Source organism: Streptomyces sp. NPDC111520, assembly GCF_055635295.1.
Genome location: NZ_JBVKBW010000007.1, coordinates 263137 through 277487 on the forward strand (window position 1 = coordinate 263137; position 14351 = coordinate 277487).

A 14351-nucleotide genomic window follows, 5' to 3' on the forward strand; every position below is an offset into this window, starting at 1 on the left:
CGTGGGCGGTCATGCGGACGTCCCTGGGGGACCGGTGCGGCGCAGGGCGCGGTCGACGAGCGCGCCGGCGCGACCGGTGTAGCGGGTGGGGTCGGTGAGTTCCCGGAGGCGCTCGTCGGGAAGCAGACCGCCGAGGGCCGGGTCCTCCGCGAGGGCGGCCTCCAGCGTCATCCCGTCCTCGGCGACGCGCCTGGAGGCGTGCGCGAGGGCGGACTTGGCCTCGCCACGGCCCATGACGGCGGTCAGGGCGGCGGCCAGGCGTTCGGTGACCACCAGCCCCCCGGTCGCGTCGAGGTTCTCGCGCATGCGGTGCGGGTGGACGCGCAGGCCCGCGGCGAGTCCCGCGGCGTCCCGGGCGGCGCCGCCGACGAGGCGCAGGGCATCGCGCAGCGACTGCCACTCGGCGTGCCAGGCGCCCGCCGGACGCTCGTCCTCGGCGGCCAGCGAGCCGTACAGCACGGCGGCGAGCGCGGGCACCTGGCGGGCCGCGGCGGCGATGAGCGCGGCGCGGACGGGGTTGGCCTTGTGGGGCATGGCCGAGGAGCCGCCGCCGGAACCCTCGGTGACCTCGCCGGTCTCGGTCCGCGACAGCACCAGCACATCGGCGGCGGCCTTGCCCAGCGCGCCCGACGTGAAGGCGAGGGCCCCGGCGAGGTCGGCGACGGGGGTCCGCAGGGTGTGCCAGGGCAGTGCGGGCTCCGCGAGTCCCGTCTCGGCGGCGTAGGCGGCGAGCAGTCCCGGACCGGCGGCGTCGCTCACGTCCGGTGCGTCGCCGGCGCCAGGGGCTGCGGCGTCCGCCTCGGCGAAGGCGCCGAACGCGGCGAGCGTGCCCGCGGCGCCGCCCAGTTGTGCGGGCAGGGCGCCGCGGACGGCCGTCAGGCGGTCGTGCGCGTCGAGGACCAGGGCGCGCCACCCGGCCGCCTTGAGTCCGAAGGTGGTGGGGACGGCGTGCTGCGTCAGGGTGCGTCCCGCCATCGGGGTGTCGCGGTGCTCCGCGGCGAGCCTCCCGAACGCTTCCGCCGCGGCGGCGAGGTCGTCCAGGACGGGGCGCAGCGCGCGGTACGCGACGAGCATGGCCGCGGTGTCCAGGACGTCCTGGCTGGTGGCGCCGCGGTGCACATAGGCGGCGGCCGTCGCGTCCCGCTCCCCCACGGCCGCGGTCAGGTCGGCCACCAGCGGGATCACCGGATTGCCGCCGGACCGGGCGCGCAGCGCCAGGTCGCGCGCGTCGAACCGGCCGGACTCGGCTGCCGCGGCGGTCACCGCGGCCGCCGCGAAGGCCGGCGCGAGCCCCAGCGCGGCCTGCGCCCGGGTCAGAGCGGCCTCGGCGTCGAGCATGGCCCGCACATAGGCGGCGTCCCCGGTCGCCTCCTCGACGGCCGATCCGGCCCGTACCGGGGAGAGCAGGCCGACGTCCGCGGCGGGATCAGTCGAAGGCAAGGAAGACCGTCTCCTCATGCACTCCGTCGTACTGGAGCCGGACGTCGAAGCGGTGGACGCGCCCGCCCTCCGGAGTGGCGACCAGGGTGGCGCGCCGTTCCGGCTCCAGTACGCCGAGCAGCGGGTCGCCCTCGGCGTCGCCGAGGTAGACCCGGGTGTGCAGGTGGTGGAGCAGACCGCGGGCGAAGACGATCAGCGACAGATAGGGCACGCCGCCGGGCGGCAGCGTACGGATCAGCCAGTGCCCGTCCGCGTCGGTGGCGACCCGCCCGAAGCCCGTGAACGTCAGTCCGTCGCGCCCGAGGACCGCGCCGGTGACCGGGTCGCGGCGCAGCGAGCCGGGGGCGCCGTGGCGGGAGCCGTCGGGTGCGGGCTGCCAGACCTCGATGAGCGCGTCGGGTACGGGCAGGCCGGCGCCGTCGTAGACCCAGCCGTGGACGGTGATCGTGTCCGGGTGCCCGGCGGGGGCGAGGTCGCCGCCCTTGGGGAAGGGCAGCGCGTAGCCGTAGAAGGGACCGACGGTCTGCGACGGTGTGGGGGCCGCTGGCTCGCCGCTCATCGGCCCTCCTCGATCCAGGTGGCGGCCGGGCCGTCCAGGACGATGTCCCAGCGGTAGCCGAGCGACCATTCGGGGGTGGACAGGTCGTGGTCGTACGTCGCGACGAGCCGCCGGCGGGCCGCGTCGTCGGTGACGGACTGCAGGATCGGGTCGTACGGGAAGAGCGGGTCCCCGGGGAAGTACATCTGGGTGACCAGGCGCTGGGTGAACGCCGGGCCGAACAGCGAGAAGTGGATGTGGGCCGGGCGCCAGGCGTTCAGGTGGTTGCGCCAGGGGTAGGCGCCGGGTTTGACGGTGACGAACTCGTAGGAGCCGTCGTCCCCGGTCAGGGTGCGGCCGACGCCCGTGAAGTTGGGGTCCAGCGGGGCGGGGTGGTCGTCGCGCTGGTGGGCGTAGCGGCCGGAGGCGTTGGCCTGCCAGATCTCGACGAGCTGCCCGCGCACGGGGCGGCCCGCGCGGTCCAGGACGCGCCCGGTCACCTTGATGCGCTCGCCCAGCGGCTCGGCCCGGTGCTGCCGCGTCAGGTCGTGGTCGAGGGCGGTGACGTCGGTGACGCCGAAGACCGGCCCGGAGAGTTCGACCGCCTCGGGGTCGCCGGCCCCCGCCCCCGCCGCCACCAGCGGCCGCTTGGGGTGCCGCAGCACACTGCTGCGGTAGGGGGCGTAGCCCCGGTCCGGGTGGTCCTGCGCGGCGCCGCCGCCGGCGAGGCGCCCGGCGTAGGCCGCGCGCTCGTCGGCGATCTCCGCGGAGACCTCGCCCTGGGTGAGGGGGCTGCTCATGCGGGCTCCTACCTCTCGAGGACGAGGGCGATGCCCTGCCCGACGCCGATGCACAGGGTGGCGAGGCCGGTACCCGAACCCGCGGCCGCGAGCTGGTGGGCGACGGCGCCGGCGATCCGGGCACCGGAGGCGCCCAGCGGGTGGCCGACGGCGATGGCGCCGCCGCGCGGGTTGACGACGGAGGGGTCCAGCTCGGGCCATCCGGCGAGGCAGCCCAGCACCTGCGCGGCGAAGGCCTCGTTCAGCTCGACGGTGTTTAGGTCGCCGAAGCCCTTGCCGGCCTTGGCGAGCGCCTTGCGTACGGCCTCGACGGGGGCGAGGCCGAAGTAGTCTGGCTCGATGCCGGTGACGGCGGAGGCGCGGATGCGGGCGAGCGGCTCGCGGCCGGTGGCCTTCAGCCCCTCCTCGTCCACGATGAGCAGCGCCGCCGCCCCGTCGTTGAGGGGCGAGGAGTTGCCCGCCGTGACGGTGCCGCCGTCCTTACGGAAGGCGGGCTTGAGCCGGGCGAGCGCCTCCATGGAGGTGTTGTCGCGGATCGTCTCGTCGCGGGGCAGGTCCACGCCGTCGACCGGGACGACCTCGGCCTCGTACAGGCCGTCCTTCCAGGCGCGGGCCGCCTTCTCGTGGCTGGCCACCGCGTAGGCGTCCTGCTGCTCCCTTGTGATGCCGTACCGGTCGGCGATCAGCTCGGCGCTCTCGCCCAGCGGGATGGTCCACCGCGGGTCCATCGCCGGGTTGACCATGCGCCAGCCGAGTGTGGTGGAGTACAGCTCCTGGGAGCCCGCGGGGAAGGCGCGTCCGGGCTTGGGCAGCACCCAGGGTGCGCGGCTCATGGACTCCACGCCGCCCGCGACGGCGACGGAGACGTCACCGACGGCCACGGCGCGGGCGGCCTGGATCACGGCCTCCATGCCGGAGCCGCAGAGCCGGTTGACCGTGGTGCCGGGCACGGTGACGGGCAGCCCGGCCAGCAGTGCCGCCATCCGGGCGACGTTGCGGTTGTCCTCACCGGCGCCGTTGGCGTCGCCGAAGAAGACGTCGTCGATCCTGGCCGGGTCGAGTCCGGGCGTGCGGGCCATCAGCGAGGCCACGACGTGCGCCGCCAGGTCGTCGGGGCGCACCCCCGACAGGGCGCCGCCGTACTTGCCGACCGGGGTACGGACGGCGTCGACGATGTACACCTCACGCAGCTGCCCGCTCATCGGGCGCTCCCTTCTGCGGCGACGGCGACGTGCACCGGGGCCGCGGTCTTCTCCAGGATCTCCTCCGCGGTGACGCCGGGGGCGGTCTCCACGAGGACGAGTCCCCCGTCGGTGACGTCCAGGACGCCCAGGTCGGTGATGATCCGGTCCACACAGGCCTTCCCGGTGAGCGGCAGGGCGCACTCCCGGAGGATCTTGGGACTGCCGTCCTTGGCGGTGTGGGTCATGGTGACGATGACCCGCCGGGCGCCGTGCACCAGGTCCATGGCGCCGCCGATGCCGGTGACGAGCTTGCCGGGGATGGCCCAGTTGGCCAGGTCGCCACGGGCGGAGACCTGCATGGCGCCGAGCACCGCGGTGTCGATGTGGCCGCCGCGGATCATCCCGAAGGAGAGCGCGGAGTCGAAGAAGGCCGCGCCGGGCAGCACGGTGACGGTTTCCTTGCCGGCGTTGATCAGGTCGGGGTCGGCCTCCTCCTCGTACGGGAAGGGGCCGGTGCCGAGGATGCCGTTCTCGGACTCGAGGACGACCTCGACTCCCTCGGGGAGGTGGTTGGGGATCAGCGTCGGCAGGCCGATACCGAGGTTGACGTACTCGCCGTCGCGCAGTTCGCGGGCGGCACGGGCGGCCATCTCGTCGCGTGTCCAGGCCATCAGGCCCGCACCTCCCTGGCGGTGACGGTACGGAATTCGATCTTCTTGTCGGCGGCCTGCTCGGGCGTGAGCGCGACCACGCGCTGGACGAAAATGCCGGGCAGATGCACCTGGTCGGGGTCGAGCTCGCCGGGCTCGACGAGCTCCTCGACCTCGGCGACGGTGACCCGGCCGGCCATCGCGGCGAGCGGGTTGAAGTTGCGGGCGGACTTGTTGAAGACCAGGTTGCCGTGGCGGTCGCCCTTGGCGGCGCGCACGAGGGCGAAGTCGGTGGTGATGCCGCGCTCCAGGACGTACTCGGTGCCGTCGAAGGCGCGCACCTCCTTCGGCGGCGAGGCGAGCGCCACTCGGCCGTCCCCGTCGTAACGCCAGGGCAGGCCGCCCTCGGCGACCTGGGTGCCGACGCCGGCCGGGGTGTAGAAGGCGGGGATGCCGCAGCCGCCCGCGCGCAGGCGCTCGGCCAGGGTGCCCTGCGGGATCAGTTCGAGCTCCAGCTCGCCGGCCAGGTACTGGCGGGCGAACTCCTTGTTGGCCCCGATGTAGCTGCCGGTGACGCGGGCGATACGGCGCGCGGCCAGCAGGACGGCGAGGCCCGAGTCCAGGGCGCCGCAGTTGTTGGAGACGACGGCGAGGCCGCCGACCCCGGCTTCGTACACGGCCTGGATCAGCGCGTTCGGCACGCCGCTCAGGCCGAAGCCGCCCACCGCCAGCGACGCGCCGTCCTGGACGTCCGCTACGGCCTCAGCGGCCGAGGCGACCACCTTGTCCATCCTGCGCCCACCTTCTTGTTCGTCCAGTGAACTTAAGTTCACAATTACTCCTGCCCGAGTCTGATCCTCGGTCGCCCGCTCTGTCAACGTTCCGGGGCGGTACGGTTTCGACGACCTTTCGCCACGCTGGAGTGCTGATGACACCGCTGACCACCGCGACCGCTCCCCCGCCGCAGGAGGCAGTCGGCCCCCTCGTGCGGGGACTCGCGGTGCTGCGCGAGCTGGCCACAGCCGGCGGCCGCCGCTCGGTCGGCGACCTCGTGCGCGCCACCGGCCTGGCGCGCTCCACGGTGGACCGGGTGGTCAGCACCCTCGTCCGCACCGGCTACCTGCGCGTCGAGGGCCGCGACGCCGTCCTCGCCCCCCGGCTGATGGAACTCGGCAACGCCTACCTCGCCGCCAGCCGCTTCCCCGACCTGCTCGGACCGCTCGCCGACGCCCTCGCCGACGGCCTGGACGAGTCCGTGTCCATCGCGGTGCCGGACGGCGACGGGGTCCGCTTCGTCCACCAGGCGACCCGGCGCCGCGCGATGTCCCTGACGTTCCGCATCGGCGACCAGCTGCCCGCCGAACGCGGCGCCCCCGGGGCGCTCTTCGCCGGCGGCTGGGACGACGCCGGCTGGGAGCGCTGGCGTCGCCGCCGCGAGGAGGACCCGCTGGACGCCGGCTTCCCCGCGCTCCCGCGGGGGCACGGGGACGCCGCCGCCTCCTTCCGGGAGCGGGTCGCCGCCGCGGGTGCCCACGGCTGGTCGGCCGACGACCAGCTGATCGAGCCGGGCCTGATCGCCGTCGCCGTCCCCGTACGGGACGGCGACGGGCGGCCGGTGTGCGCGGTGAGCGTGGTCAGCCACACCAGCAGGCACAGCGCCGGGTCGCTGCGCGAGGCCGTGCTGCCCCGGCTGCGGGAGACCGTCACCGCCATGGAGGAGGCCCTCGCGCGGCCAGCGGACGGCCCGGCCCCCGCGCCCGCCGGCGCGTCCCCCGCCACCTGGACGCGGGCCTCCAAGCAGGAACTCGGACCGGAGTTCGTGGAGTCCCTGGCCCGCGGCCTCGCCGTGCTCACCGCCTTCGGCGAGGGGCGGGGCGAACTGCCCCTCACCGCCGTCGCCGAGGCCACCGGACTGGCCCGCGCCACCGCGCGGCGCTCCCTGATCACCCTGGAGCACCTGGGCTACGTCGCCTCCGAGGGACGGCTCTTCCGGCTCACCCCGCACGTGCTGGAGCTGGGCTGCGCCCATCTGTCGCGGCTGACGCTGCCCGAGATCGCCCAGCCCCACCTGGTCGGACTGGTCGAGGCCGTGCACGACTCCGCGTCGATGGCGGTGCTCTCCGGCGAGGACATCCAGTACGTGGCCCGCGTCCCCACCGTCCGCATCATGAGCGTCAACATCACGCTCGGCACCCGCTTCCCCGCCTACGCGACCGCGATGGGCCGCGTCCTGCTGGCGGGGCTGCCCGAGCGGGAACGCGCGGCGCACCTCGGGCGCACCGACTTCACGAGGCTGACCCCGTACACCGTCACCGACGCGCCGCACCTGGCCCGGGTCCTGGACCGGGTCGCCGCCGAGGGGCACGCCCTGGTCAGCGAGGAGCTGGAGGAGGGACTGCGGTCCATCGCCGTGCCCGTCCGCGACCGCGGCGGCCGGGTGGTCGCGGCGATCAACGTCTCCATGCACGCCAGCCGCCGCTCCGTGGAGCAGTCGCGCTCCGAACTGCTGCCCCCGCTGCTGGAGGCCGCCGCGCGCATCGGCGGCGACCTGCGCGTGGTCGGCCGCTACGCCCGCGTGCCGGCCGGCTGAGGAGCCTGTGGACAAGTGGTCCACGGCGTCCGCGAGCGGGCATCATCGAGGGACGCGGGACACGGGGGACGCGGGCACGCGAGGGGGTGGGCGATGAGCACGGTGTGGGCGTCGTTACGGGCGCTGCTGGCGATCGTGCTGCTGGTGGGGCTGGTCGTGCTGATCGGCGGGCTCGGGATCGGCGTCCTCGTCATGCTCGCCCTCTTCCTGCTGGCGGCCCGTGACGGCCAGACGGACCTCGCCATGCGCGGTGTCCTCTTCGCGGCGGCGGCCGTCCCCCTGCTGCTGACCATGGTCCAGGGGCTGGGCGCGATCACCCGGTCGGCGCCCCCGCGCGCCGACGCGGTGCCGGTGTCCCGCGAAGAGGCGCCCGCGCTGTGGGAGTTGGCCACCGGCATCGCCTGGCGGGTCGGGGCGCGCCCGCCGGACGTGCTGCTGCTCACCGGGGACGTCAACGCCTCGGTGGCGGAGGACGGGGCCGCGCTGGGCCTGCTGTCCGGGCAGCGGCGGCTCCATCTGGGCCTGCCCCTGCTGGCGAGCCTCACCCACGCGGAGCTGCGGGCCGTGCTGGCGCACGAGTTCGGCCACTTCTCCCACCGCCACACGCGTTTCGGCGCCGTCGCGTACCGGTGCGACGTGGCGCTGGCCACGACGCTCGGTCAGTGGAACACCGGCAGGAGGTGGCTCTCGCTCCCGCATCTCGTGGTGCGCGGCTCCGTCCGGCTGTACGCGCTGGCCTTCCGCCGGCTCACCTTCGCCGTACGACGCCGGCAGGAACTGGAGGCCGACCGCACGGCGGCGAGCCTGGCCGGACGGGAGGTGACGGTGTCCGCGCTGCGCGCGACGCACGGCACCGCGACGGCCTGGCGGAGGTTCCGGCGGGAGTGGCTCGATCCGTCCGCCCTGGCGGGGCTGCACCCGGACAACCCGTATCTGGCGTTCCGTTCGCTCCTCGGCGAGCTGGGCGTCCGTCGCGAACCGGTGGACGACGACCGCACCCGTCCGCACCGGCGCGACTCCCACCCCCCGCTCGGCCTGCGGCTGCGCCGCCTGGAGGAACTCGACGTCCCGCCCGGGGAGGACGACGGCACGGGGGCGCTCCGGCTGCTGCCCGGGAACCTGGGCCGGGTGCTGACCGAGCTGCGCGGTCCGCTGGCCCACAGCCTGACGACCCTGCCCTGGGAACGCTGGATCGAGCTCTCCGCCAACCGCGCCGCCGGCACGCGCGCCTGGGACCTGCTGCGTGCCGCGTCGCGCGCGACCGGAGAGCGGCTGCCGGGGCTGGACACCGTCCTGCGGCTGCTCGCCGACGAGGGACCGGCGCCCCTGGTCCGGGAGTTCGACGGCACCCGTGAGGACCTCGCGGAGGCGCTGTACGCACTGGTGGGCCACACCCTGCTCAGGGAGGGGCGGGCCTCCTGGGTCCCGCTCTGGGGCGGCGGCACCCGCTTCGTGTGCGACGGCCTGGCCGACGACGGACTGCGGGTGCTCGTCGCGGAGGCACTCTCCGAGCCGCCGGTCCTCGACCGGCTGCGGCTCCACCTGACGCTCCTGGACGTGGACCCCGACCGCTCGGGGCCGCCCGACCCGGCGAATCCGTGGCTGGAGGAGCCGGCGGACGACGCGAAGGAACCGTCGTTCCAGGGGCGGCAGTTCACGTTCGTGGCCGACCCCGACGCGGAGGAGCAGCGGAAGCGCCAGACCCGTGTCGCGCTGATGACCATGGGCGCCGCCGTGCTCGTCGGCATCATCGTGGGGACGGCCGGGGGCGGCGACGACACGACGCCGGCCCCCTCGCCCATTGCGACGCTCTGCCGTGTCGTGGGCGGCGTCCTCCAGTGCGGTCCGGGCATACCCGGCGCGCCCGGCTACCCGACGCCGGACTGGCGGACGGCCTTCCCCCCGTACCGCCCCTCCTTCCCGGCCTACGTCCCGAGCCTGCCGCCCGTGCCGGACTTCTCGCTGCGCCCGATCGCGCCTGCGACGCCCCGCTGAACACCTGCCGCCTACAGGACCCCGATCCGCTGCAGTGCCCGGGCCTGGCGGCCGGAGGGCCGCAGCGGCCAGTACAGGTAGCAGACGCCGCCCGTGCCGGTGCGCAGCTGCCCGTCGGCGGTGTAGCGCTTCGTCCTGAGCCAGATCGTCTCGAACTGCGCCCGTTTGTAGACCCGGCGCACCGAGGCGTCGTCAGGGCTCGCGGGATCGTTGGCGATGACGTCGCCGTCGGCGGTGAAGCCGATGACGCACATCAGGTGCCCGGAGGTCCCGTAGCCCGCGCCGTCCAGCTCGGTGGCGAGGAAGGACTGGGACGTTATCACCGGGATGCCCGCCTTGATCAGCAGTTCGACGTCGCCCAGGCCGCGCAGCCGGGTGACGACGCCCACCATGTCGCGGTAGGTGGCCGCGTAGGCCGCGTTGAACGGCCAGTTCCCGCAGCCCTCGTACTGGCTGTCGTAGGTGTACCGGGCGGCGTGGTCGACCTGCGGGTCGGCGTACGAGGGGTCGACCCAGGCCAGGTCGGCGTCGGTCGGCTCGCGGCCCCAGTACTCGATGACCATCTGGGAGCCCGTCGGGCTGCACCAGGCCTCGCCGCCGTTGTCGTACTGCGGGTACTGGCCCTTGTGGATCTCCTGCGAGTAGCGCGGCACGGGCAGTTCGACCCCCCGTCCCACGCCCGGCACCGACGCCGGCACCGTGAAGCGGTCCGGGACGTCGGAGGCCATGGCGCCGAGCCGCCAGACGGTGGGGGTGACGCGCGAGCCGGGGGTCCGCAGCAGCGTGAGCCGCAGCCGGTACGCGGCGAGGCGCAGGCCCGAGGCGGCGTCGTCGACGGAGAGGGTGTCGGTCCAGACACTGCTCCTGCCGTCGCTCTGGTCGTCGACGGAGGTGCGCCTGATGTCCGCGTCGCCGGAGGCCCAGCGGCCCATGACGTACCACGGGGAGAGACTGCCGTCGGTGTAGGTGGCGCGCAGCTCGACCTGGATCCAGGTGCCGGGTGGCGTACGGGCGTTCCAGGAGGCGACGATCTCGGTCGCCGGGTGCCGCGGGGTGTGCTCGGGGGAGGTCCAGGTGGCCGTCTCCCACGTGGCGGTGGAGTGGGTGTGCGGGTCGGTGTACTCCATGGTGCCGGTCGGACGCAGGATCGCCACGCCCGGGCGCGGACCGGGCACGACCCCGGCGCCGGAGGCCCGCCCGCGGTGCCAGTCGGCCCACCGCGTCCAGGCCCGGTAGTCCACGGCGGCCGGGTCGCCGTCGTGGGCGCCCGGCGTGCCCACCACCTCGTCGGCGAGGTCGCACGCGTCGGCGTCGGACGCGGCGAAGGCCCTCGGGGCGGTCGTCGCCGCGGCGGCCGCCGCAATGGCGGCGGCCAGCACCGTACGACGCGGGGTCGGTCGGGTCATGGCGGTGTCCCCCTGTCATGAGCATGGACGACAGGTGCACAACTATCGCTCCACGCGCGCCTTTCGACCAGCACCCCCGAAAGGATCCGGGCACATTCATTGGTCGATACCTCTGACACAGAGAAAGGCGGGAGCCGGAGAACCGTCAAGCATATCCTCGCCGTTTCGGCCTAATTCCTCATATTGAACTACCGGAAAAGCATCGAACGGAGTGTCATACGGCGACTCGGGCGGACCGATGAGAATGTGGCGCCGCTGGCCGACCGCACGCCGTCCCGGAGGAACCGCCCCATGACATTCGCCGCCGCCAGGGGCGTACGCACACTGGCCGGCCTCGCCTTGCTGTTCACCGGCGCCGCCGGATGGCAGGCGTCCGCGGGCGCGGCGACCACGCCGCTCCCGGTGGACTGCACGACGTCCGTGCCCTTCCGCTCCGGGACCGCGGGCTACCACACCTTCCGGATCCCGGCGGTCGTGCGCATCGGGGGCGCCGCCCTCCTCGCCTTCGCCGAGGGACGCCGCAACTCGGCGGCGGACGACGGCGACATCGACGTCGTGCTGCGGCGCTCCTACGACGGCGGCTGCACCTGGGAACCCCTCCAGGTGATCGCCGACGCCGGCACCCAGACCTTCGGCAACCCCGCCCCCGTGGTGGATCCCCGCACCGGGCGCGTCGTGCTGCTGATCTGCCGCGACACCGGCCCGGAACGGCTCGTCTACGAACTGCACAGCGACTCGGGCGGCCTGAGTTGGTCCCCGCCCCGCGACATCACCGCCACGGTCAAACCCGGCAACTGGCGCTGGTACGCGACCGGTCCGGGGCACGCCATCGCGCTGACGAGCGGCCCGCACGCCGGCCGCCTGCTGGTGCCCGCCAACCACACGTCCGTCCTGGCCGGCCGGACCGTGCACGGCGCCCACGCGCTCTACAGCGACGACAGCGGCCTGACCTGGCACATCGGCTTCGTCCAGGCGCTCCCCGGCGACTGGCTCAACCTCAACGAGAGCACCATGGCCGAGCTCGCCGACGGCAGGGTCTACGTCAACAGCCGCGACGACCACGGGTTCTCCGCCCCCACCCGGGCCGACGCCTACAGCCCGGACGGCGGTCTCAGCATCACCGGCATCTTCCGGCCGCAGGGCGCCCTGGAGGGCCCCGAGGTGCAGGGCAGCGTGCTGCTCACCCGCACCGGTGCCCTGCTGTACTCGGGCCCCGCCGACCCCGCCAAACGCCGCCTGATGACCCTCCGGGTCAGCGGCGACCAAGGCGCGTCGTGGACGTCCGGGCCCCCCGTCAGCGACTCTCCCGCGGCCTACTCCGACCTCGTCGAGCTCGCCGACGGCACCGTCGGCCTGCTCTACGAGACCGGAATCACCTCCCCGTACGAGTCGGTGACGTTTACACGGTTGACGCAAGGACCGAACGGGTGGATTCCCACACCCGGGGCCGGAACGGTTCGTTGAGCAGGGTCCACAGAGCGATCTTCCATAAGGAGAACGAATGATGCGCATCGCTAAGGCCGCGGCCCTGACCGCTGTCGCCGGCGCCACCGTGCTGGGCGCCGCGGGCGCCGCCGGCGCGACCGACCACGGTCGCGGCTACGACCACGGCGGTGCCTCGGCGCAGGCCGCCGCCGTCGGCTCCCCCGGTGTCGCCAGCGGCAACGTCATCCAGATCCCGGTCAGCGTCCCGATCAACCTGTGCGGCAACACCATCAACGCCATCGGGCTGCTCAACCCCGCGCTCGGCAACGTCTGCGTCAACGCGTGATCCGGCGGCCCCACGGGGGCCGCGGGGCGACGCGCCGAGGGGCGTACGGGACATCCCGTACGCCCCTCGGGCTTCGTGCGGTCCGGCGGGACGCCGTGGCCGTGCCCCTTTCCGGCGCCGGCCGCGGATTCACCCGGAATGGGCAACCATTTCCTCCGCCAGCGCCGCCGCGAAGGAATCCACGTCCTCCTCGGTGGTGTCGAACGAGCACATCCAGCGGACCTCGCCGGTCGACTCGTCCCAGAAGTAGAAGCGGTAGCGCTTCTGCAGCCGTTCGCTGACCTCCCGCGGAAGCACCGCGAAGACCGCGTTGGCCTGGACGGGACGGACGACGGTGACGCCCTCGACCGCGCGGACGGCCGACTCCAGCCGCCGGGCCATCGCGTTGGCGTGACCGGCGCTGCGCAGCCACAGGTCACCGGAGAGCAGCGCCTCGAACTGCACCGAGACGAAGCGCATCTTGGAGGCGAGCTGCATGGACAGCTTCCGCAGGTGCTTCATCGCCCGCACCCGCTCCGGGTTCAGCACCACGACGCACTCGCCCAGCAGGAGCCCGTTCTTCGTACCGCCGAAGGACAGGACGTCCACACCCGCGTCGGTGGTGAACGCGCGCAGCGGCACCCCGAGGGTGGCCGCGGCGTTGGCGATCCGCGAGCCGTCGAGGTGCACGGCCAGACCCCGCTCATGGGCGTGGTCGCAGATCGCGCGGATCTCCTCCGGCGTGTAGCAGGTGCCCAGTTCGGTGGACTGCGTGATCGAGACGACCTGCGGCTGCGCGCGGTGCTCGTCGTCGAAGCCCCAGGCCTCCCGGTCGATCAGCTCGGGGGTGAGCTTGCCGTCCGCGGTGGGCACGGTGAGCAGCTTCAGCCCGCCCATCCGCTCCGGGGCGCCGCCCTCGTCCACGTGGATGTGGGCGGAGGCGGCGCAGACGACCGCGCCCCAGCGCTCGGTGAGCGCCTGCAGGGCCACGACGTTGGCGCCGGTGCCGTTGAAGACCGGGAACGCCTCGGCCCGCGGGCCGAAGTGGCCGCGGAAGACGTCCTGGAGGTGGGCGGTGTACTCGTCCCCGCCGTAGGCGACCTGGTGGCCGCCGTTGGCGAGGGCGATCGCCGCCAGCACCTCGGGGTGGATCCCCGCGTAGTTGTCGCTGGCGAAGCCCCGGACCTCGGGGTCGTGGTGCCGGACCGCGTCGGTCGGGGATGCTGCGCTCACGGGCGGGGTGTCAGCCACTGGCGGGTTCCGTTCACTTCCTCGGCGGGCCGGCTCCACACGTCCGCGATGGCGTCGGCCAGGTCGGTCACATCGGTGAAGCCCGCGAACTTGGCGTTCGGGCGCTCCTTGCGCATCTGCTCGTGCACCAGCGCCTTGATCACCAGCACGGTGGCGGCGGCGCTCGGGCCCTGCTCCCCCGCGAGCTTGCGGAAGGAGTCGCCCATCGCCAGCGTCCACGCCTCGGCGGCCGCCTTGGCCGCGGCGTACGCCGCGTTGCCGGCGGTGGGCTGCGTGGCCCCGGCGGCGCTGATCAGCACGTAGCGGCCGACGGGGCTGGAGAGCAGGCCGTCGTGGAAGGCCAGCGAGGTGTGCTGGACGGTACGGATCAGCAGCTTCTCCAGGAAGTCCCAGTCCGCGAGGTCGGTCTCCTGGAAGGAGGCCGAACCGCGCCAGCCGCCGACCAGGTGGACCATGCCGTCGATCCGCCCGTGCTCCTTCTCGATGCGGCCCGCCCACTCGCGGGTGGCGTCCAGGTCGAGCAGGTCGACGATGTCGCCGGTGATCCCGGCGCCGCCGGCGTCGAAGCGGGCCAGGTCCACGGCCTCGGCGAGCCGCTCGGGGTTGGCGTCGGCGGCGATGACCCAGGCGCCGGCGCGGGCGAGCCGCTGCAACGTCGCGCGTCCGGCGGGGCCGCCGGCCCCCGCCACCGCGATCACGGCTCCGGCCAGGGGTCCCCTGGCCACCTCGTTGGCTTCCGTCATCTGC

13 protein-coding genes are annotated in these 14351 nt (G+C 74.2%); 4 read left to right on the top strand and 9 right to left on the bottom strand.

Annotated features, from left to right (window positions below; genetic code table 11):
- Nucleotides 1-9: 9 nt before the first annotated feature.
- From pcaB to ACZ7MY_RS18825, 6 genes are read right to left on the bottom strand one after another with little or no spacing between them, the layout of a single operon-like run.
- Nucleotides 10-1458: a 3-carboxy-cis,cis-muconate cycloisomerase gene (gene pcaB / locus ACZ7MY_RS18800; protein ID WP_499603066.1), complete on the bottom strand. Its 1449-nt coding sequence runs from the start codon at nt 1456-1458 to the stop codon at nt 10-12.
- Nucleotides 1427-1999 (bottom strand): protocatechuate 3,4-dioxygenase subunit alpha, encoded by a 573-nt coding sequence (gene pcaG, locus ACZ7MY_RS18805; RefSeq protein WP_499603067.1) that lies wholly within the window; start codon nt 1997-1999, stop codon nt 1427-1429. Before pcaG ends, pcaB begins: the two co-directional genes overlap by 32 nt.
- Nucleotides 1996-2778 (bottom strand): protocatechuate 3,4-dioxygenase subunit beta, encoded by a 783-nt coding sequence (gene pcaH / locus ACZ7MY_RS18810; RefSeq protein ID WP_499603068.1) that lies wholly within the window; start codon nt 2776-2778, stop codon nt 1996-1998. Before pcaH ends, pcaG begins: the two co-directional genes overlap by 4 nt.
- Nucleotides 2779-2786: 8 nt before the next feature.
- Nucleotides 2787-3980, bottom strand: a complete 1194-nt coding sequence (locus ACZ7MY_RS18815; RefSeq protein ID WP_499603069.1) for a thiolase family protein — start codon at nt 3978-3980, stop codon at nt 2787-2789.
- On the bottom strand, nt 3977-4633 hold the full coding sequence (locus tag ACZ7MY_RS18820) for a CoA transferase subunit B (protein WP_499603070.1): 657 nt from the start codon (nt 4631-4633) through the stop codon (nt 3977-3979). The genes ACZ7MY_RS18815 and ACZ7MY_RS18820 overlap by 4 nt, the downstream gene beginning before the upstream one ends.
- The gene (locus ACZ7MY_RS18825) at nt 4633-5403 is read right to left on the bottom strand and encodes a CoA transferase subunit A (protein WP_499603071.1); all 771 of its coding nucleotides are present in this window, start codon (nt 5401-5403) and stop codon (nt 4633-4635) included. Before ACZ7MY_RS18825 ends, ACZ7MY_RS18820 begins: the two co-directional genes overlap by 1 nt.
- Nucleotides 5404-5540: 137 nt before the next feature.
- Between ACZ7MY_RS18825 and ACZ7MY_RS18830 the strand changes: the two genes are divergently transcribed.
- Both ACZ7MY_RS18830 and ACZ7MY_RS18835 read left to right on the top strand, forming a co-directional pair.
- Nucleotides 5541-7202, top strand: coding sequence for an IclR family transcriptional regulator domain-containing protein (locus tag ACZ7MY_RS18830; RefSeq protein ID WP_499603072.1), 1662 nt, complete (start codon nt 5541-5543; stop codon nt 7200-7202).
- A gap of 93 nt (nt 7203-7295) precedes the next feature.
- Nucleotides 7296-9197: a M48 family metallopeptidase gene (locus ACZ7MY_RS18835; protein WP_499603073.1), complete on the top strand. Its 1902-nt coding sequence runs from the start codon at nt 7296-7298 to the stop codon at nt 9195-9197.
- Nucleotides 9198-9208: 11 nt separating this feature from the next.
- Here the strand turns inward: ACZ7MY_RS18835 and ACZ7MY_RS18840 are convergent, their stop codons facing one another.
- Complete coding sequence (locus tag ACZ7MY_RS18840) at nt 9209-10603, bottom strand: C39 family peptidase (protein ID WP_499603074.1); 1395 nt, start codon at nt 10601-10603, stop codon at nt 9209-9211.
- A 291-nt stretch (nt 10604-10894) separates the two neighbouring features.
- Between ACZ7MY_RS18840 and ACZ7MY_RS18845 the strand changes: the two genes are divergently transcribed.
- On the top strand, nt 10895-12067 hold the full coding sequence (locus ACZ7MY_RS18845; RefSeq protein ID WP_499603075.1) for a sialidase family protein: 1173 nt from the start codon (nt 10895-10897) through the stop codon (nt 12065-12067).
- Between the two features lie 37 nt (nt 12068-12104).
- A complete protein-coding gene (locus ACZ7MY_RS18850; protein ID WP_499603076.1) occupies nt 12105-12374 on the top strand; it encodes a chaplin in 270 nt (89 codons plus the stop codon).
- Between the two features lie 129 nt (nt 12375-12503).
- Here ACZ7MY_RS18850 and ACZ7MY_RS18855 read toward each other — a convergent pair whose 3' ends face one another.
- Together ACZ7MY_RS18855 and ACZ7MY_RS18860 are read right to left on the bottom strand one after the other, a co-directional pair.
- Entirely contained in the window at nt 12504-13586 is a 1083-nt protein-coding gene (locus ACZ7MY_RS18855) for a threonine aldolase family protein (RefSeq protein ID WP_499603077.1), read from the bottom strand.
- On the bottom strand, nt 13583-14347 hold the full coding sequence (locus tag ACZ7MY_RS18860) for an SDR family oxidoreductase (RefSeq protein ID WP_499603292.1): 765 nt from the start codon (nt 14345-14347) through the stop codon (nt 13583-13585). The genes ACZ7MY_RS18855 and ACZ7MY_RS18860 overlap by 4 nt, the downstream gene beginning before the upstream one ends.
- Nucleotides 14348-14351: the final 4 nt, after the last annotated feature.